This window comes from Vibrio satsumensis (assembly GCF_050337435.1).
Taxonomy (GTDB): domain Bacteria; phylum Pseudomonadota; class Gammaproteobacteria; order Enterobacterales; family Vibrionaceae; genus Vibrio; species Vibrio satsumensis.
Genome location: NZ_JAKJSX010000003.1, coordinates 320,107 through 345,999, shown reverse-complemented (window position 1 = coordinate 345,999; position 25,893 = coordinate 320,107). Strand labels below are relative to the sequence as shown.

General features: G+C 44.0%; 20 protein-coding genes. 12 read left to right on the top strand and 8 right to left on the bottom strand.

Annotated features, from left to right (window positions below; all coding sequences use genetic code 11):
• Positions 1 to 42: 42 nt before the first annotated feature.
• Positions 43 to 1,422 carry an aminodeoxychorismate synthase component I gene (gene pabB / locus L4C44_RS01705; protein ID WP_428804214.1) on the top strand — a complete coding sequence of 460 codons (1,380 nt, stop codon included), beginning with the start codon at positions 43 to 45 and terminating at the stop codon, positions 1,420 to 1,422.
• A gap of 146 nt (positions 1,423 to 1,568) precedes the next feature.
• Here pabB and L4C44_RS01700 read toward each other — a convergent pair whose 3' ends face one another.
• Both L4C44_RS01700 and L4C44_RS01695 read right to left on the bottom strand, forming a co-directional pair.
• A complete protein-coding gene (locus L4C44_RS01700) occupies positions 1,569 to 3,287 on the bottom strand; it encodes an ATP-binding protein (RefSeq protein WP_428804213.1) in 1,719 nt (572 codons plus the stop codon).
• A gap of 1 nt (position 3,288) precedes the next feature.
• Complete coding sequence (locus L4C44_RS01695; RefSeq protein ID WP_146491313.1) at positions 3,289 to 3,831, bottom strand: heme NO-binding domain-containing protein; 543 nt, start codon at positions 3,829 to 3,831, stop codon at positions 3,289 to 3,291.
• A gap of 302 nt (positions 3,832 to 4,133) precedes the next feature.
• On the opposite strand from L4C44_RS01695, the gene L4C44_RS01690 reads away from it, so the two are divergent.
• From L4C44_RS01690 to L4C44_RS01680, 3 genes are all read left to right on the top strand, one after another.
• Positions 4,134 to 4,733, top strand: coding sequence for a CoA pyrophosphatase (locus L4C44_RS01690; protein ID WP_428804212.1), 600 nt, complete (start codon positions 4,134 to 4,136; stop codon positions 4,731 to 4,733).
• A 309-nt stretch (positions 4,734 to 5,042) separates the two neighbouring features.
• Positions 5,043 to 6,296: an aromatic amino acid transport family protein gene (locus L4C44_RS01685; protein WP_076652937.1), complete on the top strand. Its 1,254-nt coding sequence runs from the start codon at positions 5,043 to 5,045 to the stop codon at positions 6,294 to 6,296.
• A 120-nt stretch (positions 6,297 to 6,416) separates the two neighbouring features.
• Entirely contained in the window at positions 6,417 to 7,778 is a 1,362-nt protein-coding gene (locus L4C44_RS01680) for an L-serine ammonia-lyase (RefSeq protein ID WP_060981746.1), read from the top strand.
• A 208-nt stretch (positions 7,779 to 7,986) separates the two neighbouring features.
• Here the strand turns inward: L4C44_RS01680 and L4C44_RS01675 are convergent, their stop codons facing one another.
• Positions 7,987 to 9,129 (bottom strand): amino acid permease, encoded by a 1,143-nt coding sequence (locus L4C44_RS01675; protein WP_146491325.1) that lies wholly within the window; start codon positions 9,127 to 9,129, stop codon positions 7,987 to 7,989.
• A 717-nt stretch (positions 9,130 to 9,846) separates the two neighbouring features.
• Here L4C44_RS01675 and L4C44_RS01670 point away from each other — a divergent pair.
• Positions 9,847 to 11,469, top strand: coding sequence for a methyl-accepting chemotaxis protein (locus tag L4C44_RS01670; RefSeq protein ID WP_428804211.1), 1,623 nt, complete (start codon positions 9,847 to 9,849; stop codon positions 11,467 to 11,469).
• Between the two features lie 130 nt (positions 11,470 to 11,599).
• Here L4C44_RS01670 and L4C44_RS01665 read toward each other — a convergent pair whose 3' ends face one another.
• Positions 11,600 to 13,090, bottom strand: coding sequence for a SulP family inorganic anion transporter (locus tag L4C44_RS01665; RefSeq protein WP_428804210.1), 1,491 nt, complete (start codon positions 13,088 to 13,090; stop codon positions 11,600 to 11,602).
• 559 nt (positions 13,091 to 13,649) lie between these two features.
• On the opposite strand from L4C44_RS01665, the gene asnS reads away from it, so the two are divergent.
• Positions 13,650 to 15,050 carry an asparagine--tRNA ligase gene (gene asnS, locus L4C44_RS01660; RefSeq protein ID WP_017060416.1) on the top strand — a complete coding sequence of 467 codons (1,401 nt, stop codon included), beginning with the start codon at positions 13,650 to 13,652 and terminating at the stop codon, positions 15,048 to 15,050.
• 134 nt (positions 15,051 to 15,184) lie between these two features.
• On the opposite strand, the gene L4C44_RS01655 is transcribed toward asnS, so the two are convergent.
• Positions 15,185 to 15,391 carry a hypothetical protein gene (locus L4C44_RS01655; protein WP_048668648.1) on the bottom strand — a complete coding sequence of 69 codons (207 nt, stop codon included), beginning with the start codon at positions 15,389 to 15,391 and terminating at the stop codon, positions 15,185 to 15,187.
• A gap of 127 nt (positions 15,392 to 15,518) precedes the next feature.
• Positions 15,519 to 16,922 (bottom strand): aminotransferase-like domain-containing protein, encoded by a 1,404-nt coding sequence (locus L4C44_RS01650; RefSeq protein ID WP_428804209.1) that lies wholly within the window; start codon positions 16,920 to 16,922, stop codon positions 15,519 to 15,521.
• A gap of 218 nt (positions 16,923 to 17,140) precedes the next feature.
• Here L4C44_RS01650 and L4C44_RS01645 point away from each other — a divergent pair, with 218 nt between their 5' ends.
• The 3 genes from L4C44_RS01645 to L4C44_RS01635 all read left to right on the top strand — a co-directional run bounded on the left by L4C44_RS01645 (position 17,141) and on the right by L4C44_RS01635 (position 20,627).
• A complete protein-coding gene (locus tag L4C44_RS01645) occupies positions 17,141 to 17,440 on the top strand; it encodes a hypothetical protein (RefSeq protein ID WP_017060414.1) in 300 nt (99 codons plus the stop codon).
• Positions 17,441 to 17,731: 291 nt separating this feature from the next.
• Positions 17,732 to 19,234 (top strand): HD-GYP domain-containing protein, encoded by a 1,503-nt coding sequence (locus L4C44_RS01640; RefSeq protein ID WP_428804208.1) that lies wholly within the window; start codon positions 17,732 to 17,734, stop codon positions 19,232 to 19,234.
• Positions 19,235 to 19,436: 202 nt separating this feature from the next.
• Positions 19,437 to 20,627 (top strand): amino acid aminotransferase, encoded by a 1,191-nt coding sequence (locus tag L4C44_RS01635; RefSeq protein ID WP_428804207.1) that lies wholly within the window; start codon positions 19,437 to 19,439, stop codon positions 20,625 to 20,627.
• A 122-nt stretch (positions 20,628 to 20,749) separates the two neighbouring features.
• On the opposite strand, the gene L4C44_RS01630 is transcribed toward L4C44_RS01635, so the two are convergent.
• Positions 20,750 to 21,391 carry an outer membrane beta-barrel protein gene (locus tag L4C44_RS01630; protein WP_428804206.1) on the bottom strand — a complete coding sequence of 214 codons (642 nt, stop codon included), beginning with the start codon at positions 21,389 to 21,391 and terminating at the stop codon, positions 20,750 to 20,752.
• A gap of 150 nt (positions 21,392 to 21,541) precedes the next feature.
• Between L4C44_RS01630 and L4C44_RS01625 the strand changes: the two genes are divergently transcribed.
• Together L4C44_RS01625 and L4C44_RS01620 are read left to right on the top strand one after the other, a co-directional pair.
• Entirely contained in the window at positions 21,542 to 23,431 is a 1,890-nt protein-coding gene (locus tag L4C44_RS01625; protein ID WP_086713110.1) for a DUF294 nucleotidyltransferase-like domain-containing protein, read from the top strand.
• Positions 23,432 to 23,436: 5 nt separating this feature from the next.
• Positions 23,437 to 24,153, top strand: coding sequence for a 3'-5' exonuclease (locus tag L4C44_RS01620; RefSeq protein ID WP_123325961.1), 717 nt, complete (start codon positions 23,437 to 23,439; stop codon positions 24,151 to 24,153).
• Between the two features lie 81 nt (positions 24,154 to 24,234).
• Here the strand turns inward: L4C44_RS01620 and L4C44_RS01615 are convergent, their stop codons facing one another.
• On the bottom strand, positions 24,235 to 24,927 hold the full coding sequence (locus L4C44_RS01615; protein ID WP_285954018.1) for an MOSC domain-containing protein: 693 nt from the start codon (positions 24,925 to 24,927) through the stop codon (positions 24,235 to 24,237).
• Between the two features lie 136 nt (positions 24,928 to 25,063).
• On the opposite strand from L4C44_RS01615, the gene L4C44_RS01610 reads away from it, so the two are divergent.
• A complete protein-coding gene (locus tag L4C44_RS01610; RefSeq protein ID WP_428804346.1) occupies positions 25,064 to 25,873 on the top strand; it encodes an AraC family transcriptional regulator in 810 nt (269 codons plus the stop codon).
• Positions 25,874 to 25,893: the final 20 nt, after the last annotated feature.

Below are 25,893 nucleotides of genomic sequence, written 5' to 3'. Positions count from 1 at the left end.
CACGCCATGCAGTGATCGAACTCTTTGTCACAAATTAAACAAATGAATAACAACGAATTTCGCTCTACCCAAATCAAGCCGCTTGAATATCAATCAACTTTAGCTAAACAGCTGTTTTCCCATATTGAAAACCTGCCGTGGGCTATGCTATTACGCTCCGCTTCAGAAAGCCACGTTGATAGTCGATACGATATTTTAGTTGCTCAACCCATCGCCACCTTCGAGACAATCGGTGCAGAAACAACCGTTAATGTTAATGAAACGTGCGAGGTTTCAGACTCTGATCCTTTCGAACTACTCGACCAATATCAGCAACAGTTATTACCTGCGACTAAAGAGCACGCTGAGTTGCCATTTGTTGGCGGCGCTTTAGGCTACTTTAGTTATGATTTAGGGCGCAGAGTAGAGACACTTCCTTCACTCGCAAAGCGTGATATTGAAGCACCTGACATGGCGGTTGGCTTGTATGAATGGGCAGTGATCGTTGACCACAAATTGAAAACGGCGTGTATTGTCGGCAGCAATATCGATGAACATCATGATTGGCTGATGCAGAAAATGGCTCAATCAAACGTAACACATGCGCCCTTTGGATTAACCGCGCCGTGGCAATCCAATATGAGTGAAGAGCGCTACGCGACCAAGTTCGATAGTGTTCAAGAGTACCTGTTATCCGGTGACTGCTATCAGATTAATTTGGCTCAGCGCTTCAATGCCCAATACCAAGGCAGTGAATGGCTGGCTTACGAAAAGCTTGAGCAGTACAACTCAGCGCCCTTTTCTGGCTTTATCCGTTTGGCCGACTGCGCAATCATCAGCGTTTCGCCAGAGCGTTTCTTAGAACTCAAAGACAATGTGATTGAAACCAAGCCAATCAAAGGCACACGACCTCGTTCTGACGACCACGTGATTGATGACGCTAACGCGCAGGACCTAGCAAGCGCCGATAAAGATCAGGCAGAGAACTTGATGATCGTCGATCTTCTTCGCAACGATATTGGCCGAGTGGCAAAACCGGGCACGGTTCATGTGCCAAAGCTGTTCGATATTGAGAGCTTCCCTGCTGTGCATCACTTGGTTAGCACGATACGAGCTGACCTTGATGACCAATATTCAGCGACTGACCTTCTGAGAGCTTGTTTTCCTGGCGGGTCAATTACCGGCGCACCAAAGGTTCGCGCTATGCAGATCATTGAGGAATTAGAGCCGCATCGACGTTCAGCGTATTGCGGCAGTATTGGTTACATCAGCCGAAATGGCAGAATGGACACAAGCATTACTATTCGTACTTTGGTGGCAGAGAACAATACGCTTTATGCTTGGGCTGGCGGTGGTGTGGTATTTGATAGTGATTGTGCTTCTGAATACCAAGAAACACTGGATAAGCTGAGTCGAATTCTACCGATACTTAAAGATTGCTAAGCATAGCGTCATTAATCGCCATTCCGCAGCTTTGCAACTAGCAAAAACTCGATATAACAAGAAACCGAAGGATCGCAAAATCACTTCGGTTTTTTTAGTTTCTAAATCAGGGGGGTTCACAATTAATCACTCGTTATTAGCGTGGCTTAAACGACCTTCACAGCAGAAGCACCCCACTTCTTGAGCATTTCTTTAAGGTCGATAGCTGTATAAGGCTTACTAAGAATGTCGTCCATCCCACACTGAATACAACGTTCGCGCTCTTCTAGCGTCGTTCCGGCGGTGAGTGCCACAATAGATTTAACGTAACCCTTCTCTCTAAGCTTCTCTGTCGCTTCAAAACCGTCCATGACTGGCATTCTGCAATCCATAAACACTATGTCATATTCATTACCTGAAGCAAGCTCTAGCCCTTCGACTCCATTGCTGGCAATAGCAGGCTCTATCTTGTGCTTACGCAACATCTGTTGGATGATGATCTGGTTCATCTTAATATCATCAACCACCAGCACTTTTAATAAAGACAAGCCGACATCTGATTCAGTATTTTGCGACACTCGACTGTTTTCATCAGAAACATCGATTACCTGCAAAGGCAGCGCAATAGTAAAAGTCGTCCCACTTCCCACGATGCTGGTCACGCTAATATCACCATGCATCAATCCAACTAGCTTACGACAAATAGCCAGACCTAGCCCTGTGCCTTCATAATTTCGGCTACTTGAATTATCGGCCTGAGTAAAAGGTTCAAACAGTGTTTTATAAGCGGACTCAGCAATACCGACTCCGGTATCTTCTACAGAGAAAACGAAGTGCTGGTCACGCCATTCGATATCAACGTTTACATGTCCTTCCTCGGTAAACTTAATCGCATTACCGATTAAGTTTACAAATAACTGAGTGATACGCTCTAAATCGCCTTTGAAGTGAGAAGGAACATTGGTTGCCACACTGATATTAAATTCAAGCTGCTTCTCTTTGGCTCGATTAATAAAGATGCTTTCAATGGTATTTCTTAAATCAAGCAGTGCAAACTTCTTTGGAATCAACTCGAGCATTCCCGCATTGATTTTACTGTAATCCAGTAGGTCATTAATGATGGTTCTGAGAAACTCTCCAGATTGGCTCAGGTTATTCACTATCTCACGCTGAGATCCACTTAATTCTGTATCACTGATCAGTTCAGCACTACCGAGTAAGCCATTAAGAGGGGTTCTTAATTCGTGATTAATCATCGCGACAAAATCACGGGTTGCCCTTTCGGACTCCTCTGCTCGTTTACGCGATTCAACATTTCGATTAATAGCAAGCTGATGAGTTAATGCACTACAGATAAGATCAGTCACCAACACCAGTTGACTCTGTATAAATTCATAGTCTTGATCTAACAACCTGACCTTCACTATTAACGCACCGACTATCACCTTTTCTACCTCTAACGGCACGGTAAGTAGGCAGCCTTGCCAATGAGGCTCTTGAATATCTTGATCTAGTACCTCGACAGCTTCATCGCCATAGTCGTAGGTTTTTAGCTGAGGAAGTAATTTTGGAGGCAATATCAAGCGACTGCCTTCAATCAAATAACTGTTGGTCACATTCGCCGTCAACTGTGACAACATGACATCGTCTAGATCATTCATAAGAAATGTACGACCGAAATCAATCAACAGGTTATCAATCTGTTCTTGGAATTCAATCCGACGTAAATTTGCGTTGGAGCGCTTTTCTAACTGACGCAGCGCAAGCTCAAGTTGTTGGTTTGCCTCAAACAGTTCGAGACTTTTTTGTTCCAACAATGCTTCGGCCACTTTCCGTGAAGCAATTTGACGTTTAAGCTTTTTCTCTAGGGCTGATACCAGATCCATATCACTTTTCTACTTTGAGATTAAACCTAACCACGCTTTGGTCATCATTTTGTGGCGTCATTTCTACCACAATAGATTCACCATGGTATTCAGCACACCCTTCGATAAGCCCTAAACAAACGTGAGACATACACCTTGCGCTTTTGTAGTCAAAAACAAGTTGTGCTTCGGTCGTAGTAATAAAACTGAATTCAGGTGGCTCAGCATCCGGATAGAGCTTCTTCACTTCAACGTGAATGTAGCGCTCTACGTGCTGAATAAATTGAAAGGTGGTATTGCTATGAGCAAGGCTCGCTTTATTAGGTAAAGAGGCGAGTAAGTTCTTAAATACAGACTGCCCGAAAACGCGTTGCAAGCTTGCAGCATCGATATCCGTTTTTTTGCTCAAGTTAATGATGAGCTTAACCAGATCTCTGTGATCATAACTACCAACGGACGTGTAGATCCCTTCATCTTCTGACATTTCTAGAACTTCTTCCAAAAGCTCTAAACCAAACTTGTCTTCAACAAGCTCTAAAAATTCGGTGAATATGATTCCTTTCATCTCATACCTTTTCCTCTATTTCTTTTTAGAATGGGCCACTAAGTTATTGTTATCAAATTCTTAAACGAAAAATCTACGTTTCGTCACCCAATTTTATGACATGGATAACGCTTGCTCGCCTGTATACACATATTGAATATAGCAAAAATCGTCATTTCGAGGAGATTCATCGGTAAACAACCCCTCATGACGCCCAATTCATAATTAAAGAGGGAAAGTAAATGAAGAAAAACTCAGTATTGGTAATCAACCCACTGTTATGTCTATACTTAAAATCATAACAATCAATATATTGGCTTGATATGAATAAAGAAAACTTCCTTCAACAATTCCAACTTAACCCTACCGTTGGCTATCACCCAGAGTCAGTAGAGCGTGTTTCGCATATCAATGGCGATCAATTACGTAAAGCGGCGGTGGTGGTAGGTTTAGTTGAAAGAGAAGATGGTTTACATGTCATTTTTACTAAAAGAGCCGCTCATTTAAAGCATCACCCCGGCCAAGTCAGCTTTCCTGGAGGTAAACACGAACTTTCTGACCCTTCTATGCAATTTACTGCACTCAGAGAGCTCCATGAAGAGGTGGGAATTCGATCGGATCAAGTTAAAATTGTTGGGCAATTACCTGCATTGAGTACTATTAGTAAATTTTCTGTGACACCGATTGTTGCCATGGTCGATCCTGACTATAAAGCCATCATTGATGAAAACGAAGTTGCCTCAATTTTTGAGGTACCCGCTACCTATGTTTTAGACCAAGCCAAGTTACACAGCCACACTGTTAACTTCAAACAAATCAAGCATCGTGTTTTTGCGATGCCCTTCCAAGAGCACCTAATTTGGGGCGTTACGGCGCAAATCATTCAATCACTGCAGCGACATGTAGTGCAACAAATCACATAGAAACTACGTTTTGTTTAATCTCTGTTAACAAAAAGCAGTCTTTCCATGGAACAGATTTATTAATGCAATTTTACGCAAACGTTTCCCTGGTATAAATCTATACAACACCTCCTTTCGCATTAATAAAACTAATACCAGGCATAAGCATAAATCACCTGTGGCACGCTATTTTCGTGATCAAAAATCCGTTTTTCGCATATCATGTGACACGCCGTTTCATTACATGATTTAGATCTATTTTTTGTAGAAGAAAATTCTGCAGAATTAGCCCCGACTTATTTCCTGTTCCCAAAAAATGAGTAATTTAACATGAACACAACAACTTCTTCGGCAAATGCCGTTAAAGATTCAAGCAAGTTTAACTACAAAGATTTTACCTGGTGTTTATCACTATTCGGTACAGCAGTTGGTGCTGGCGTACTATTCCTTCCAATCAAAGCTGGTGCGGGTGGTTTTTGGCCATTAGTTATCCTAGCTTTAATCGCGGCACCAATGACTTGGTTCGCACACAAATCTCTAGCTCGTTTCGTACTGTCTGCTAAAAACCCTGAAGCTGATATTACAGACACAGTTGAAGAGCACTTCGGTAAGACTGGCGCAAACATTATTACTTTTGCTTACTTCTTCGCTATCTACCCGATCGTTCTTATCTACGGTGTTGGTATCACAAACACAGTTGACTCTTTCCTAGTAAACCAAATGGGTATGGAATCAATTCCACGTCCTCTTCTTTCTGGTGCACTTATCCTTGCTATGACAGCAGGTGTTGTATTCGGTAAAGAGCTGATGCTTAAAGCAACTTCAGCGATGGTTTACCCACTAGTATTCATCCTACTAGCACTATCTTTCTACCTAGTTCCTGACTGGAACACTTCAATGATGGATGTAAGCCCAGAATGGTCAACAATGCCTTCTATTATCTGGCTTGCTATTCCAATCATCGTGTTCTCTTTCAACCACAGCCCAATCATTTCACAGTTCTCTAAAGAGCAACGTCGTGTATACGGTGAAGACGCAGTTAAGAAAACTGACCAAATTACTGGCGGCGCAGCAATGATGCTGATGGGCTTTGTAATGTTCTTCGTATTCTCTGTAGTACTTTCTCTATCTCCAGAGCAACTAGCAACAGCACAAGCACAGAACATCTCTGTTCTTTCTTACCTAGCTAACGTTCACGAGTCTCCACTTATCTCTTACATGGGTCCTCTAGTAGCGTTCGCGGCAATTACTTCAAGCTACTTTGGTCACTTCCTTGGTGCTCACGAAGGTCTTGTTGGTCTAATCAAATCTCGCTCTGGTTCTTCAGTAAGCAAGATTGAAAAAGCATCTCTAGCGTTCATCGTTATTACAACTTGGATTGTTGCGGTAGTTAACCCAAGCATCCTAGGTATGATTGAAACAATGGGTGCTCCAATGATTGCAGCTATCCTGTTCCTAATGCCTGTATTCGCAATGAACAAAGTACCAGCAATGGCTAAGTACAAAACTTCAGCGCCTGTACAAATCTTTACAGCTTTATGTGGTCTAGCGGCTATTAGTTCTGTAATCTACGGCGCTCTTTAATCTCAAGCCCTTTTTATAAGATGTGCTTCATCTTATATCGCGAGATTAGACACAAAATATAATGATAATAAATGAGCCTCCCTACTCCCCTTGGGAGGCTCTCTTTTTGAGGTAATCGCTATGATTAGTGTATTTGATATCTATAAAATCGGTGTTGGTCCATCGAGCTCACACACAGTTGGACCAATGAAAGCGGGTAAAGAATTTATTGATGACCTACGTTCAATGGGAAAATTGCGCGACATCACTAAAATCACCGTGGACGTATATGGATCACTATCACTGACAGGGAAAGGTCACCACACAGATATCGCAATCATCATGGGTCTTGCTGGCAATACTCCTGAGCGTGTTGATATCGATTCTATTGCTGGCTTCATTGCTCGCGTAGAAGAAACTGAGCGCCTTCCTGTTGGCATGCACTGTCATACAGTATCGTTCCCACGCGATGGCGGTATGAACTTCCATACTAGCAACCTTTCTCTACACGAGAACGGCATGAGCATTCACGCTTGGATTGGTGATGAAGTTGCATACTCAAAAACGTACTACTCAATTGGTGGCGGTTTCATCGTTGACGAAGAGAACTTCGGCAAAGAAGAAGAAAACCCAATTAAAGCACCTTACGAATTCACAACAGCTGAAGAGCTGGTTAATCAGTGTAAAGAAAGCGGCCTTTCTATCAGTACACTGGTTATGAAAAACCAAGCGGCTTTCCACTCAGACGAAGAGTCTCGTACTTACTTCGCGAACATCTGGAAAACGATGCGTGAATGTATGGATCGCGGTATGAATACTGAAGGTATCCTGCCTGGTCCACTACGTGTTCCTCGCCGTGCAGCAGCACTTCGCCAACAGCTAATGACTTCAGAAAAAACAACCAATGATCCAATGTCGGTTGTTGACTGGGTAAACATGTTTGCTTTCGCAGTAAACGAAGAAAATGCAGCTGGCGGTCGTGTAGTAACGGCACCAACAAACGGCGCATGTGGCATTATCCCTGCTGTATTGGCTTACTACGATAAGTTCATCCAAACAGTGACAGAGAAAGATTACATCCGTTACTTCGCAGCTTCTGGCGCGATCGGTGGTCTTTACAAGCGTAACGCTTCTATCTCTGGTGCTGAAGTCGGCTGCCAGGGTGAAGTTGGTGTGGCATGTTCTATGGCTGCTGCTGGTCTTGCTGAACTTATGGGTGGTAGCCCTGAGCAAGTATGTATGGCTGCAGAAATCGGTATGGAGCACAACCTAGGTCTAACGTGTGACCCAGTTGCTGGCCAAGTACAAGTACCATGTATCGAGCGTAACGGTATTGCTGCAGTTAAAGCAATCAACTCGACTCGTATGGCACTTCGTCGTTCTTCTGCTCCTACTGTTTCTCTAGATAAAGTTATCGAAACGATGCTAGAAACAGGTAAAGACATGAACGCTAAATACCGTGAGACTTCTCAAGGTGGTTTGGCTGTTAAGGTTGTTTGTTAATTAGCATTCGTTTGTTAGTTAACGTTGGTTTGCTAGTCCGTATTCGTTTATTGGCCAGCATAAGTTAACAAGCCAACACTTAACAGAGCTTGCTTGGTAACGAGCAGATAATAAAAAGGAACGCCGATGCGTTCCTTTTTTTGTATCTGAATTCCGGTCACTTATATCTAAGATGCTCGATTCGCATCTTAGATAATGGACCACAGAACTAGATCACTTGCGAGATAAGCAAGAAGCAACCAAACAGCAATGAGAACAACATCATTGCGCTGCCACCTTCTGCTCGGTATCGGTCATCAGCTACTTTCATAAAACGCTGCTTGTGAACCATAACCAAAGGAACAAACACGGCTAAGAATACTAAGATGATGCCAGCATAGTTCAGCACTTGTAGGAACTTGTCTGCTGCAAGCAATGAACCCGCTAGTGGCAAGATAAAGCTAATGCAGTAAGTCACCGCCGTGTTCTGGTTGAACATGTCTTTGTTCTGGTTGAACAGCGCCATTGCCACACCAAAGAAAGAAGTCAGCAAGGCTAAACCTGTGAAGGTAGAAAGCACGTTACCTACCCAAGGAGATTGAGCCTCAAACGCCGCCATCAAATCTGATACGTTCTTGAAGCTTCTGAATTGCTCTTCACTCAAGTTACCTACCACAGCAAATAACCAACACAAGTAACACACTAATGGGATCAGAGAGCCGACGATCACCATGTTACGCAGCTGTTTGTCTGTCGCTTCGTGGTTGTAAGAAACCAAGGTTGGAATCACAACCATAAAGCCAAAGCTTGTAAACAGGATGGCACTGGTTTTGATTAGATCAACGTGGTCATGGCTGGTCACCTGCATCAAGTTTTCTTGAGTCATGCTCGGCGCTAAGAACGCCATGGTTGCAAACAAGCTAGCAAGCATCACGAAGAACAATGCACGGTTAAGTTTATCAATAACACCAGTGCCACTTGCGACTATAGCGCCAGCAACCAAGGTGAATCCGATTTGGCTTGCCGTAGCGGTGACCTCAATACCAAAGTTAGACAGTAGCTTACTCAGCAAATCACCTGCGCCCAGAATGTAAGCCATTAGCAGGCAAATCAATAACGCGTATAGCAAGCCGTTAGTAAGCAACTGACCTTGTTTACCCAAGGTTTTTCGGGCAATTGAGTTTAGTCCTAAACCGCCACCCGCTTTGATGGTCGCTTCTAGAAGTAGTAATGCTGCGTAAGTCGTACCGAAGCAGATCAATACCATCAGCAGTGTGCCGTAAAGCAATCCGAATTGAGCTAATACCATTGGGATTGCAAGCATACCAGCACCGAGAGCGGTACCAGCGATAATTAGGGAGCTACCCATCATTTTAATATTCATTGTCTTTAACTTATTTATTTTGTTTTTAATAGGTGTAGTTCTCTGTCATCAACCAAGATGCAAAGAAAAATCGAAAGAAGTTAAGCTTTAAAACGAATATCGATAGGAGCGATAAGCGGAGTTAAATCGCGAAAAGGCAGTAGAAAACGAGTAGTACAAGCGAGAGTATAGAGAGGTGTGATCAGACAAAGAAGCCGTCTTCTGATGTGGTGACCCTTCTGTGGGTTCGATGATCGGTGATGTAATCTTGAATTTCATGTATGTGTCCAATATCAATAAGTCACATTCCATAGTATTTGAAGCAGCGTATCCGTTGCTGCCCTACCTCTATCATAGAGGTCTTTTCATCTTATCGAATGAGCCTCGAAACACAACGCTATAACCACAATTTTTGCTATTAAATTGAACAAAATAGCCATTTGGATACAAATTAACCACTAAGTCGTCTAAAACAATAGTCTTTATTGATAAAAGACAAGCTGATAAATACATCTAGCTCATAGCATCCGAGACTCTCTTCTCTAATTAGAATCAAATTCACAACTCAACGTTATATTTTGGCATAACACATAATACAAACTTGCTACATCACAGAAACATAACCACAACCGGAGTATGGTCACACAATTAGCCATACCCCATAGGTGGTAGTGGTTCTTACACGTACAGTATGCGCGTCATTAAAAAATAAAAAATTGATACCTTATGCGCTCAACTATAACCTTCAAAATTCTAGTGGCCCTCGCTATTGTGTTCACTTTTTTGCTAGCAATATCGACCTACTTTCAATATTCGCAGCAAAAACAGCTTGTTAACTCTGTATTGAGTGAACAGCTTCACAATAAGGCAAGTAACTATTTCGATAGCCTCAATATGATGATGCTGACTGGCACAATGGCGCAAAAAGAGACCTTGCGTCAAAAAGCGTTAGCACAAGAAGGCATTGAAGACGTTCGTGTTTTGCGCGCTGACGCTGTAAGCAAGTTATACGGTCCCGGTAATGACAATCAAAGACCTGTTGATGATATCGACAAGCGAGCACTAGCAGGTGAAACGGTTATCGAACCCTTTTCTGCCGATTGGGGTAAAGGCTTAGTCATTGCCCTACCAATGAAATCCAGTGAAAACTACCGTGGCACCAATTGCGTGGCATGCCATATGGCGCCTGAAGGCGAAATATTAGGTGCGATTCGCCTCGAATATAACCTTAGTCATGTCAATTCGTTAATCAACACTCAAACCATAACCGCTATTGGCATTATGGCGGTGATCTCGTTTGCAGGATTCGTTCTTACAATGGGGCTCATTCGTAAGATTATCGTTCGTCCGCTGCAACAAACTTCTCGCTTTATGACCCAAGTCAGCAACGATAAAAACCTATCCACTCGGCTGCCTGAGCAAAGTAAAGATGAGATCGGTACGCTCGCGAACTCCATCAACTCATTCATGGGTACCGTTTCTCACAGCTTAGAGAAGGTACAAGACACCTCTCACAAATTGAATGCGTCTGCCAACCAGCTGACCAGCGTTGCACAAATTACCGAGCAAGCCGCCAGCGATCAGCAAAATGAAACCGCTGAAGTACAACACAATGTTGAAGGTATCCAAGCGCAACAAGTCAATGTAGAGCAAGCCACTTTAACCGCGTCGGAGCTCATTAATCACACCGCCGATGTGGCGTGCAAGAGTGCTAACCAAGCACATGAGGCAAGCGGTGAGATAAAAAACCTCGTCACCAGCATAGAAGAGGTGAAACACAAAATACTGACACTCAACGAGCAGACTGGAGAAGTCTCTTCAATATTGAGCGTGATTCGTGGTATTGCCGACCAAACCAACCTTCTGGCCTTGAATGCAGCAATTGAAGCGGCACGTGCGGGAGAACAAGGGCGTGGGTTTGCGGTAGTGGCTGATGAAGTTCGTCATCTTGCATCACGAACCGCAGAAGCAACAGGCAGCATTGAGTCAATCATTCATCAATTCCAGCAAGGCAGTGAAGAATCGCTAGCTTCTGCTGATCGCGTTTGCGAACAAGCGCATCAAAGCTCAACAGATATCGATGCACTTTCAATTGAAATGAATGGTGTTGTAAAAGAGATGAAACAAGTGCTAGCTCATGCACAAAATATTCAACAACAGACACAATCGACCACACACGCTACCCAAGATGTGCAGCAAAAAGTTGAGACCATTACCTCTCATGCCGATAATACGTCGCGCTCTGCTGGTGAAACTCGTGGGATCAGTAATGACTTGGAAGAACTGTCCGATCACCTTGAGTCACTGATTAATCAATTTACTTTGTCGAGTACCAAGAAGAAGTCATAGATCGTCTATTCTCTGTTAATAGAACAGCATATAAATAGACTTTCAATCGCCAACAAAAAGCGCTCAACAATGAGCGCTTTATCTTCCTAGCAATGTCTAGTTCAGGCTTTCAAAGAACCTTAGACAATGATTAATGCGTAATGGAAACCGCGGTTAAGTCTTTATGCTTGTGATACATCGCGTGTTTGAATATGAGATTCGCACTCACAGTATCCATTCCGGAAACCTCCACATAAGCTCCCTTTTTACGGAACTTAAACACGACCTTATCAAGCGCCTCTACCGATGTATTATCGAGAAACGATACATCAGATATGTCGATGGTCACTAAAGAGGTCGCGTTGTCGTAATCGAATAGGTCAACAAACGCATCTGAAGACGCAAAAAAGACATGGCCTTTTACTCGGTGAATAGTGTGCATTTCGTTGGTCACGACTTCATCAGATATAAAGACCATGGATTTGCTGGCATGTGCGTAAAACAGAGCCGATAAAACCACGCCAACCGCAACCCCAATCGCTAAGTTATGAGTAAACACCACAACCGCCACGGTCGCTAACATGGTTACGTTAGTTGGAAGTGTATGGTCTTTAAGTTCAACAATAGAGCGCCACGAGAACGTACCGATTGAAACCATAATCATCACAGACACTAAAGCCGCCATCGGTATCAACTTCAACCAATCCGAAACAAACACTACCATTAATAACAAAACAACCCCGGCGATCATGCTAGATAATCGGGTTAAGCCGCCTGATTTGATGTTTATGATCGACTGACCGATCATCGCACACCCCGCCATTCCACCAAATAATGAGGCAACGATGTTCGCAACGCCCTGCCCTTTGCACTCATTGTTTTTATTACTTTCAGTATCTGTCAGGTCATCAACAATTGTCGCCGTCATCAATGATTCCAATAAGCCAACCAGAGACAGAGCGATAGAATATGGAAGGATGGTCGCAAGCGTATCAAACGTGAATGGAATATTAGGGATCAAAAACACAGGCAGTGAATCAGGAAGCTTACCCATATCGCCAATCGTTCTGACATCTAACCCAAACAACAAACTAATGATTGTCAGAGTAACAATCGCGACCAATGGAGAAGGTATTGCACGACCAAACTTGGGAAAATAAGGAAGCAGATAAATAATGGCTAAACCAAGAGCGACTAATACGTAAACACTTGAAGGGACATTGATCAATTCAGGGAGCTGGGCCATGAAGATTAGGATGGCGAGCGCGTTAACAAATCCAGTAATCACCGATTTGGAAACGAAATTCATCAGGTTACCAAGCTTGAGATACCCAGCCGCGATTTGAATGACGCCAGCTAGGAATGAAGCTGCGAGTAGGTACTCTAGTCCGTGCTCTCTCACTAATGTGACCATTAAGAGCGCCATAGCGCCTGTTGCACCGGAAATCATCCCCGGACGACTGCCAACCAAAGCGGTGACAACACAGATACAAAAAGATGCATAGAGCCCTACCTTAGGGTCGACGCCTGCGATAATTGAAAATGCGATGGCTTCAGGGATCAATGCGAGTGCAACCACAATCCCAGATAATGAATCTCCTTTAACGTTTGATAACCAGTGTTTTTTTAAATAATTAAGCATGTAATTCTCTTTTACTTGTACAGCCAGTCCTGCCTTGTTCAGACATAATTTGATCGACTGTTTTTCTTGAATGAGCGAGCGCTCGAAAAGTGCGGGGGTAGAGAGAATGCAGGGGCTAAGGCGGCGTAATTAACACGTAAATATTAAACTCCTCTTGTTGCTTTAGTGGGAAATTAAGAACGTGATCAAGTCCAATATGACTGAATCCGCGCCAATATAGAGCGAGTCTCAACACAATCACACTCCCATTATTGAAAACAAAGGTTTCGATTACGCCTTGCTCGTTCAACGACTGACATTGGGCTGAAAGGTAAGGTGCAGGCTAAGATCGAACAAAAAACACACCCTCAAACGTATTTATGGTCAGTAGACACAATATTTCTTTCACCAAGCAAGAATAAAGGTTGAAGCTGTCGGTATGACAGGTAATATGTTCAATCGATTTAAAAAGTTTATACAACTTAATGTTTCGGCTAATTATTGTGCAAATGTATGTTTATATGCAGCAATGCCAGAGACTTTGAGTTGAATTTGTCCCTCAATGGAGAATGAAATCAACATGACTTACGCGCCTGTAACAGACGTACTTGGCGGCAAGCTAGCGGTAGACAGTGAAGTAACTGTTCGCGGCTGGATCCGTTCACGTCGTGATTCCAAAGCTGGAATCTCTTTCCTTGCCATTTATGACGGCTCTTGTTTCGACCCGATTCAGGCCGTGGTTCCTAATAATCTTAATAATTACGAAAACGAAGTATTAAAGCTAACGACTGGCTGCTCTGTTGAAGTAACAGGTAAGATTGTTGAGTCTCCTGCGAAAGGTCAAGACTTCGAACTAGCAGCAACTGACGTTAAAGTTGTAGGCTGGGTTGAAGACGCTGACACTTACCCAATGGCTAAGACACGTCACTCTATCGAATACCTTCGTGAAGTTGCTCACCTACGTCCACGTACAAACGTGATTGGCGCAGTAGCACGTGTACGTAACTGTCTATCTCAAGCGATTCACCGTTTCTACCACGAGCAAGGCTTCTTCTGGACTTCTGCTCCGCTTATTACTGCATCTGATGCAGAAGGCGCAGGTGAAATGTTCCGCGTTTCTACGCTAGACATGGAAAACCTACCACGCACTGAAAAAGGCGACGTAGACTTCAACGAAGATTTCTTCGGTAAAGAGACGTTCCTAACAGTATCTGGCCAACTTAATGCTGAAGCTTACGCTTGTGCACTAAGCAAGGTTTACACGTTCGGTCCTACGTTCCGTGCTGAAAACTCAAACACAAGCCGCCACCTAGCTGAGTTCTGGATGGTTGAGCCTGAAGTTGCGTTTGCAGACCTTAACGATGTAGCGAAACTGGCTGAAGACATGCTTAAGTACGTTTTCGCTGCTGTTCTTGAAGAGCGCCGCGACGACCTAGAGTTCTTCGCTTCTCGCATCGACAAGCAAGCAATTACTCGTCTAGAGCAATTCGTTGACGCTGACTTCGCACAAGTTGACTACACTGACGCAATCCAAATCCTACTAGACTCTGGTAAGAAGTTTGAGTTTGACGTTGAGTGGGGCATCGACATGTCTTCTGAGCATGAACGTTACCTAGCTGAAGAGCACTTCAAAGCACCTGTTATCGTTAAGAACTACCCGAAAGACATCAAAGCTTTCTACATGCGCTTAAACGACGACGGCAAAACAGTTGCGGCAATGGACGTACTTGCACCAGGCATCGGTGAAATCATCGGTGGTGCACAACGTGAAGAGCGTCTAGACATTCTAGACGAGCGTATGATTGCTATGGGTATCGACCCTGAGCACATGAGCTGGTACCGCGACCTACGTAAATACGGCACAGTGCCACACGCTGGTTTCGGTCTTGGTTTCGAGCGTCTAGTATCTTACGTAACAGGTATGGGCAACGTTCGTGACGTGATTCCATTCCCACGTACACCACGCTCTGCAAACTTCTAATTCGAGCCTAAATCGAATTTAAAAGTTAAGAACAAATAAAAACCTCCGCACTAGCGGAGGTTTTTTTATGTTCGGAATAAAACGAGACGATGGCTGTTTCTGCGTACTACCATCTGAGACTCGTTATTCAAAAGCTAATCCACGTCTTGGTCGATAGCGTATTTTATTGCGAGACCGCAGATTGCCATCATAACGAATGGGATCGCGGCAGTGGTGTATTCCGCCCACGCCATATCAGCGAATGCTTTTGCCAGCAGTACGTGGCCAAGAATAAGCAGAAGCGCACACACAATCGCGACGACAATCAGCTTAACTTCATTTCCCATAGTCATTTTCAACATAACGGTATCTCCAATATTTGGTCTACCGTTATTGAATCACAACTCTCTGGTCAATTAGGCGTACAGTTACGCCAGAAACAACCCGTACAGTTGCAATCATTTTCTGTTTTATGAGCGACTTAAGGTTTTACGAGTGCGTAAGTTGATGTGCAAGCTTGCCTAGTAAGATCAGGGCTTGCTCTTTCTCTTCGGTAAGATCGTAAGAGAAATTCAACCGAATCGCGTTGTCTACCCTGCCCTGCTCACTAAACAAATCTCCCGATGCGACACTGATACCTTGGGAGATCGCTAATTGATGAAATTGCTGACTGTCGAATTTTTCAGAGAAACGAACCCAAACGAAATATCCACCAGCAGGCTCTTCAATCTCGATGGAATGCGGGAAGTACTGTTTAATCACACCAATAAAGCGCTCTTTTCTCAGTAAAAGGTTTTTACGCAGTTTACGAAGGTGATTATCGTAGCTTTCATGAGTAAGGAAGTGCGCAACCCCTAGCTGGACGGGTGCACTGCTTGATAACGTAGAAAGAAGTTGAAGCTTTTGAATGGCATCGTTAAAACGCGTGTTCACAACCCATCCGACTCGATAGCCCGGACATAAACTTTTTGAGTATGAACCACAAAGCAACACAGAGTCTGTCTTATCGAAAGCCTTTAGTGGTTTCGGCTTATGCCCTTCGTAATAAAGGTCACCATACACATCATCTTCAATAATGTAGGTTTCATGTTGTTCTGCAATCTCTACCACACGGCGCTTTGCCTGTTCCGACAAACTGGTTCCCGTCGGGTTTTGAAAAGTCGTCATCAGCCAACACGCTTTTACCTGTTGGCTTTTAAGTGCTTCTACAAATTGCTCAATGTTCAAACCATCAATCGGGCAAACATCGACCTCAATAGGGATTAGACCTAGCCTCTCTACCGCCTGTAACGCGCCATAGAATGCAGGAGACTCAATCACAACGTAGTCACCTGGCTTGGTTACAGTTTGAAGGCTCAAGTTAAGCGCTTCCATTGCACCAGACGTAATCACGATGTCTTGATGATTAACCGTAATGCCTTGCTGCAGATAACGCTGTGCGATTTGCCTTCTTAAAGACTCACTTCCAGGTGGCAAATTGTTAATCACACTGGTACCCGTCATCTTCCTGCCAGCACTGGCTAGATTTCGAGTCAAGGTAGGTAATGGGAAAAGATCAGGATCTGGGAATGCAGAGCCGAAAGGAATCACACCCTCGGCTGAACTCGACTTCAAGAAATCGAATAAGCGGTCATTAATGGCTTTCTTTTCACGAACGAATGGCTCTACGTAATCAACGCCGTCCAGTCTCGGCGCGACAAAGTAGCCCGACTGAGGTTTAGCGATGATCCATCCTTCACTTTCTAGCAACTGGTAGGCTTGTAAGACAGTACTATTGCTGACGTTGTAATTGCGACAACTCATGCGTACCGAAGGGATCTTCTCTCCGGATCGCCACGTATTGTTGGCTATCTGAATCCGAATATCCTTTGCAAGCTCTTCATAACGCGCCATCTAATTGTACTACCTAGAGAAATTCTGTAAGCCGGTGATTTTATCACTTACGCCAACAACTATTGCTGCTATCCATATGATCGCACCTAATTTCCACAATAGTGTGAATTACTTCACAGATAACTTTGTAAGCTTTGCTAAGTTTGTACCCAAGGTAGGAGCTAAGTTGGCTTTCTACCTCAATAATTTGATGTAACCCAAAAACATGCGAGATAACAATGAAAAAAATAGAAGCAGACCAATTAAGTTATAAAGGAGAGTCAAACGGTGTTCACAGTTGGACAACACCGAGCGGCCAGCCATATTACTGGCACCCAGATTGGCTCCATATTGCTGAAGATGCGACAGGCTCACATCCAAAGCAAAAGATCGATGTTGAACAAGACCAAGCACCAACGGAAAAACACGCAGTGTCTGCTATTCTGAAACACATCAACCAATGGGCTGCAGACAAACTAGCGTCTCACCCTGAGATTGAAACAGGCTCTATTGAAGCTGAAATCAATCTGAAAAAGTAATTTGATTTAGAGTCGGTCGCGAACTCAATCACTCGCGACTTAAGTCAAATATACCGACTGAATAGCCTCGAACCTCGACCGAGGCTATTCAAGTATCTTCATAAAAATGCTGCAATAACCCTCACCTAGCTAACAAATATCTAACACAAACCAGTTTCTTGTATCAATCCACGAAAGCTATCGATAGAATTTTCGGTCTTATTCACGTCAATTATGCTAATCATTCATAACTCTAAAGTCGTGAATCAATGAATACGTAAATCTAATAAGAATGAGAACAAAGGCTTATCGATGGATACTTCAAATTACAATCAATCGCTAACGACTAAGTTATACGTCATTGCTGGCGTGCTGTTTGGCACCTACGGCAGTCGGGTGTGCCCAATGCTCGAAAGCTTAACGACGTTAGAGATTTTCACACAAGTCAGTATTGTGTTTGTCTTATTATGGCTGGTGCGTTATTACTTATTGGCGCAACATTCCTTAGTCAAACAAGGCCGATTCGCCCAGCTAGATACCCTGCTATTTTTTGCTGCAAGTGTGCCTTTCGCGCTCTACTACAACTTAAGCTATGAATTCACCATAGATAGCAATTTGAAGGTGTTGTTTGGCATGAGCCTATTCGGCTTCTTTACTGGTACCATTCTTCAACTGAGCGCCCAACTCAGCCAAATGGATAAAATGGAGGCGACTGGCCAATTTGACTTCCAACTGATTGGCGAAAGGAGTTCGCTGGTTAAGCAAATGATTGGTTTGGTTATCGTACTTCTGGTAACACTGACGACTATGTTGACGATGATTGCCGTCAAGGACATCTTTTGGCTAGAACATAACCCTGACCGCTTATTGGATGGCACCGGCAAGATCAGCGTGATCAAAGAGTTTACTTATTTGGCTGTGGTACTGGGTGGATACGCAATCACCATCATGACACTGTGGAGCAAACTGATTAAACGTATTCTCCTTAGCCAAGAGTGCGCATTGAACAAGGTAACCAATGGCGAGCAAGGCGTTCGCTTACCGATATTCGGCTACAACGAGCTTGGTTCAATGGCATCAATGACCAATACCATGCTTGATAGCCTCGAAAACGCGCAAAACGAAGTCAAAACAACACGTGACGTTGCTATTGTGAGCCTATCTGCGCTGGCAGAATCTCGAGACAATGAAACGGGTGCCCATATCCTAAGAACTCAAGAGTACGTAAAGGTACTCGCGCAAGAGCTCAGCAAGTCAGAAACTCACTCAAGCTTGTTAACACCCAACTACATCGAGCTGCTCTACAAATCTGCTCCACTACACGATGTAGGCAAAGTAGGCGTTCCTGATAGCGTGTTATTGAAACCGGGCAAATTGACGGACGAAGAGTTTGAGATAATGAAAGGTCACCCTGCTATTGGCGCCGAAGCGTTATCTATTGCAGAAAGACAATTAGGAAGCAGCTCTTTCTTAAAAGTCGCGAAAGAGATTTCTCTCACTCACCACGAGAAATGGAACGGCAGCGGTTATCCAAAGCAACTGTCTGGTGAAGAGATTCCACTGTCGGGTCGTTTAATGGCATTAGCTGATGTTTATGATGCGCTAATATCAAAACGCGTTTACAAGCCAGCCTTTACTCACGAACAAGCTAAACAGATCATCTTAGAGGGCAATGGGACGCACTTTGATCCGCAAGTTGTCCAAGCTTTTCTGGCCGTCGAACAGGAGTTCGTTTCAATTGCCGCGCTCTACAAAGATGGCAAAAATGTACCCAGTGAACTTGAGCGTGAAAGCTTTATTGCTCAACCTGCTTAATCTATTCAAAAACCACTAACTTCTTGCACCCTATAGGTTAATCCGTAGGGTGTTTTGTTATCAAATACCCTCTTTAATCAATAAATCTGATTGAAATGGATTTTTTTTGTCCTTTCTGTTCACTTCGTATTGTCTTAAAAATTCCATACAGGTATAACTACCCATAGATACTATCCCCTCTCAATTGACATGGATGAAGATTATGTTTGAAAAAGTGTTAGCTGCTCCCGCCGATCCTATCCTCGGCCTTACTGAAGAGTTTAAAAAAGACTCTCGTGCAGAGAAAATCAACCTTGGTGTTGGCATCTACAAAAATGAAGATGGTCAAACACCTGTACTTAAAACAGTAAAGAAAGCAGAAGCTGCACTTCTTGAAAACGAAAAAACCAAATCTTACCTAACGATTGAAGGCACAGCTGAATACGGTCTAGCGGTTCAAAAACTTCTTTTCGGTTCAGACGCAGAGATCGTAACGTCTCAACGCGCTAAAACAGCACAAGCTCCAGGTGGTACAGGTGCACTTCGCGTAGCGGGTGAATTCATCAAGCGCCAACTGGGCGACGTAAAAATCTGGATCAGTAACCCAACTTGGGCTAACCACAACGGCGTTTTCGCTGCTGCGGGTATCGAAACGGCTCAATACAGCTACTACAACGCTGAAACTAAAGACAAAGACTTCGCTGGCATGGTAGCTGACCTAGAAAAAGCTTCTGAAGGCGACATCGTTCTTCTTCACGGCTGCTGTCACAACCCAACAGGTATCGACCCAACTGCTGATGAATGGGAAGTACTGGCTAAGTTGGTTGCCGAGAAGAAACTACTGCCTCTATTCGATTTTGCTTACCAAGGTTTTGCAAAAGGCGTTGAAGAAGATGCGGCTGGCCTACGTGTTTTTGCTAAGTACAACAAAGAGATCCTTGTTGCTAGCTCGTTCTCTAAGAACTTCGGTTTGTACAACGAGCGTGTAGGTGCATTCACTCTGGTTGCAGAATCTGCAGACGTAGCAACGACAGCGTTCTCTCAAGTTAAGAGCATTATCCGCTCTATCTACTCTAACCCACCAGCGCACGGCAGTGCTGTAGTCACTCACATCCTTGGTGATGCTGATCTACGTGCTGAATGGGAAGCAGAAGTAGCAGAAATGCGCGACCGTATCCAAGAGATGCGTGAGCTATTCGTAACAACACTGAAATCTGAAGGTGTTGATGCAGACTTCACATTCATCGAACGTCAAAATGGTATGTTCTCTTTCTCTGGCCTAAGCAAAGAGCAAGTAACTCGCCTGAAAGATGAATTCGCAATCTACATTGTTGGTTCTGGCCGTATCAGTGTAGCTGGTATGACTAAATCAAACATGGGCCCTCTATGTAAAGGCATCGCTGCGGTTCTTTAATTGTAAAGTTAAAACTGTATTTGCAGACCGATAGATATACAAAAGCCAGCAATTAAGCTGGCTTTTTTGTGTCTGAACATTGATGTATCAACTGTTGACGCACTTAGTCTCAATATCACTAACTAATATTCTAAGAAAAACTCCACTCCCAGCTCATTGGTTCGTTCGCTACGAATCTTGCCTTCTCCATCTCGATGTTGGTATGAGCCACCAATCGCAAACTTATTGGTCACGAGATAGCGTAAACCTAAGTGATAAATCTCTTCATCAAACAGATCACTTCGATTCAATTGCACACTCCCGTTAGCTACCCAACGTTTTGCAAAACCATAGTTAAGTTCGGCTTTTACCCCTTGGATGAACTCAGTGTCTGAAGATTCAGTTCGGTTGGTGTCATTATCTTCAACCTTACCTTTCGTGATACCAAGCAGGTAGTAAGCCACTATATCTAAATCTTTCTTAATGCTGTAACGGTAACCAACACCTAGCATCAGCGTATCAATTCGAGTTGTGGTGTCATCAGGATGAATAAAGCGTGCGCTGTAGTCTCCCAGCAACAACCAATCATCCGTCATCGCGTAACTGACGCCTAATCCATACGACGAGGCATTGTTATTACTGCCTGCATCTTCATTTAAACTGCCCGAATGCGCCGTGGCATAAATATGGTCGTAATCCAAAATATCCACTGCGTTAGTGTCCGCCCACAAACTTGGAGAAAACATAAAAACCGCAGATACAAAACTAAGCTTCCACTTCGACATTCCTATCATCCTCAAACTGTCACTCCATTAATTGAAAGGTTAGTCTATCCATAAGACTTTAAAAAGGTTTTGGCTCACAGATTGATTTGTGACGGCAAAATAATATCAAATGTTGTACCATGAAATCATACAAACCAATGGATGATCATTATGGATGCTGAGTTATTAGAGATTCAAAACTTTCTGGCGCAATACCCCCCTTTCACAGAACTCCCTGAGGAGATGTTGGCGAAAGTGACCAGTAGCGTGGAAATTTCTTATTACCGCCAAGATACCCCGATCATTCACTTTGGTGATCAAATTCATGACTTATACATCGTTCGAAGTGGCGAAGTCGAAGTCTACCGTCGTAAAGGCGAACTCTATAACCGCCTTGATGAAGGCCACTTATTCGGTCAAATGGGCCTACTGACCAACAACAAGGTGCGTTTCCCAGTTAAAGCGACCGAAGACACCCTGCTCTACTGCATTCCTGAGCCTATCTTCCAAGAGCTCTACGACAACTACGACTCCTTTGCCGATTTCGTAGAAGTAGAAGATAACGCGCGACTACGCCAAGCCAACTCAGACAGTAACGACGCGAACGACCTAACGACATCCAAAGTAAAAACGCTGCTGACCAGCGAAGCGCCAATGATCGAAAAAACGCGCACTATTCAGCAAGCTGCAACCATGATGGCACAAGATAATGTGTCCTCTTTGCTTATCATCGACCCAGATATCGTTGAAGATGATGAAGATGACTCAACACCAGTGATCGGCATCATCACTGACCGAGATTTATGTACGCGTGTACTCGCCGAAGGTCTAGACCCATCGGACGAGGTATCCAGTGTGATGACGCCAGAGGTTATCTCACTCGACCACAATGCCTACGTATACGAAGCCATGATGACCATGCTTCGCTACAACGTGCATCACTTGCCGGTGCTTAAAGATAAGAAGCCTATCGGTATTATCGAAGCGACTGATATTGTCCGTTACGAGTCTCAAAACTCACTATTGCTTGTGAGCAGTATCTTCCAGCAACAGAGTATTGAAGACCTGAAGGTGCTTTCTGAACAAGTAAAAGACAGCTTTGTGCGCTTGGTTAACGAAGATGCCAACGCCCACATGGTGGGTACTGCAATGTCGGTAATTGGTCGTAGCTTTAAGCAACGTATTATCGAACTGGGTGAAGAGAAATTAGGTAAGGCTCCTATTCCTTATTGTTTCCTCGCACTCGGCTCGATGGGGCGTGATGAGCAGTTGCTCGTTACTGACCAAGATAACGCAATTATTCTTGACGATACCTACGACGAGAAAAAGCACGGTAAGTACTTTGAAGAGCTCTCAAAATTCATTTGTGACGGCTTAGACCAATGTGGCTATGTGTACTGTACAGGTGACATCATGGCGACTAACCCAACATGGCGTATGACTCGTAGAGAATGGGAAGAGTGCTTTGCCGATTGGATTGATGACCCGAACCCGAAAGCACTGTTGAATGCTTCAATCTTCTTCGACCTGGATGGCGTTTATGGCCGCCTGAAGTGGGCTGAGCAATTAAACAGCTTTATCGTTCGACGCGCACGTAAAAACAACCGCTTCTTAGCCTGTCTTGCACGTAACGCACTCAACCGTACGCCGCCACTTGGTTTCTTTAAAGACTTCGTGATGGAGAAAGATGGCCGTCATAACAACTCCATCAACCTTAAGCGCCGTGGTACTGCGCCATTAGCAGATTTGATTCGTGTTCATTCATTGGCAGTGGGCTCTCGTTCTAAGAACTCATTCGAACGTTTAGATGACATTATCGACGCAGGTATTCTGCCAAAAGGTCGAGCTCAAGATTTGAAAGATGCGATGGAGTTTATCTCTCTGGTTCGTATTCGCCACCAAGCACACGATGTTGATAATAATGTCGAGCCTGATAACAACATCGAACCAGAGAACCTGTCTGACTTCGAGCGACGTAACCTTAAGGATGCATTCCAAATATTAAGTAATGCGCAAAACTTCCTTAAGTTCCGTTATCAAGCCAGCAATAAGTTTAAGTAGGGCCTATGAACAAACTATTCAGATCACCTGCGGTCGATTGGCCATTTAAGTTTGCTCAGAAGCTAGAAAGAGCGAGAGATGAGCGCTTAAAGCACTTTTATAGCCAACCTCTTCCCGCGCCTGATACGCCAATTTCAGAAGTGATGTTCTTAGCGGTCGACTTTGAGACAACAGGCTTAAATCCAAACAAAGATGGCATCATCACCATTGGCCTTGTCCCGTTTACGCTCAATCGTATTTACTTGCGACAAGCCAGGCACTGGACACTGCGGCCAAAGCAGAAGTTGGAAGAAGATTCTGTGGTAATTCATGGCATCACTCACAACGACATCATTGATGCGCCAGATCTTAGCGAAGTGTTGGATGAGATATTAGAAGCGATGGGGGGACATATCCCAGTGGTTCATTATCGCCGTATCGAACGGGACTTCTTGGATAATGCATTGAAAGTGAGATTAGGTGAAGGGATCGAATTTCCAGTCCTCGACACGCTCGAGATTGAATCTCAAATCCAGAACAAGCTAGCCGGTGGCCTGTGGAACAAGCTCAAAGGTAAGAAACCAGCCTCAGTAAGACTTGGCCAAAGTCGTCGTCGATACCACCTACCCGACTACACACCGCATCATGCATTAACTGACGCGATTGCGACTGCTGAGCTACTCCAAGCGCAGATTGCTCATCACTTTGATGCTGAGATGCCTTTGAAGAGTTTCTGGTTATAGCCACACTGAAAGTGAAAATTTGTCACTATTAAAAAACCCGCTATGTGCAATTAGCGGGCTTTCTTAATTTCACTACTGGCTTTATACCGCAGTAGGCCCAACCAAGCGCATTTCCCAGTCTTCGACTTTTCCTGTTTCAAGGCGACGTGCAACAAGCGCTCCCCATGATTCAACCAATGGCAGTTCAGCCATCTGACTTAGCTCTTCTTTATCTAAACTACCTGTGAAAACAGCCCCCATGATACGAGCGAGCGACCAATCTGGGTATGGCCTTTCACACAGAATAATCTCGTCACCTGCGCCAATATCGCCCTCTTCCAATACACGGAAATACCAGCCTGTTCGAAGCGTGTCTTGCAGTCTTCTCGCCATATCGTTCTGCTCGAATCGCACATTGAGTTTCCAACAAGGCATACGCCCTTGTGAGACTTCCAATAATGTTGATCCGATACGAACCTTATCTTTCAAACAAATAGATTGTTCCGTGATGCCACTTGAGCTTAGGTTCTCACCAAATGCACCTGAAGATTGAAAGATACCTTTGTCACCTAACTCTTTCTGCCAAACTGAATAGTGCTCGCTTGGGTAGATATGAAGGGCTTTTTGAATGCCGCCATGGAAACGCGGATCACCTTGTTCATCGTTGGTAAAACCAAGCTCTGTCGCGTATTGGCGCTCTGATAAAACTTGCTTATCAATAGCACTTTTTGCTCCGTGTGCGAAGGCGACAATTTTTCCTACCAATACACTATTTACTACGCCTAACTTCTTCATATCCCTTCCTTCTTACTGAAAACATACTTGCTGAACTGCGTGAAATAAAACGACACTGCTACTCAACTTCATTCTCTTTGCCGAGCATGATAGCCTAGGGTCGCCCGTCTAGGTAGGGATATAAGGACACTTAACCATTATAACCCGCCAAATTGATTCTCGTACCGGAGTTGTCACCTCCAATAGGATGATGGTCGCTAATCCAAATTCGCCCGCGCTCGTTAAGACTATCGACATGCCGAAAGGTTACATCGATGCGATGCACCAGCACACATGGCATCAAGTGATCTTTCCACTCAAAGGTTTGCTACAGACTCAAACAGAACACTATCAACACCTTGTGCCGCACACATCGGCTTTATTTGTACCTGCCGGTATTTCACATGAGTCTATCGCATTGAGCCATACCACGTTTGTTGGTATTTACCTTAACCCAGCCTTTGGAAAGGAGTATGAGCCCGAAGTTCGAACCATCACACTTACTCCCTTTCTAAATGAGCTATTACAAGAAATTCGAAGACAGTGTGAGGGCTTGGTGAGCGATGAAGAAGTGTCTCGCCTACTGTCCGTATTGCACGACCAAATAATGAAAGACAACGTGCAAACATTTCAGCTGTTATTGCCACAAGACAGGCGTTTGAAGTTGATATTTGAAGCCCTCACTGATGAGCCAAATTTAGACTTGTCACTCAAAGAATGGGGAGAAAAAGTCGGAGCATCGGAACGAACATTATCGCGATTATTCTCAAAAGAATTCAACACGTCATTTCAGCTGTGGCGACAACAAATTCGACTGATTTATTCATTATCTTTGCTTGATGAAGAACTCTCGATTCAACGAATTGCTGACCTGGTTGGTTATCAAAACGACTCATCGTACATCAAGACGTTTAGAGCATATTTTAACGTCACGCCGCAGCAATTTCGTTTAAACAGCAAAAAATAGTTAGTGTTACTGGGAAGTGG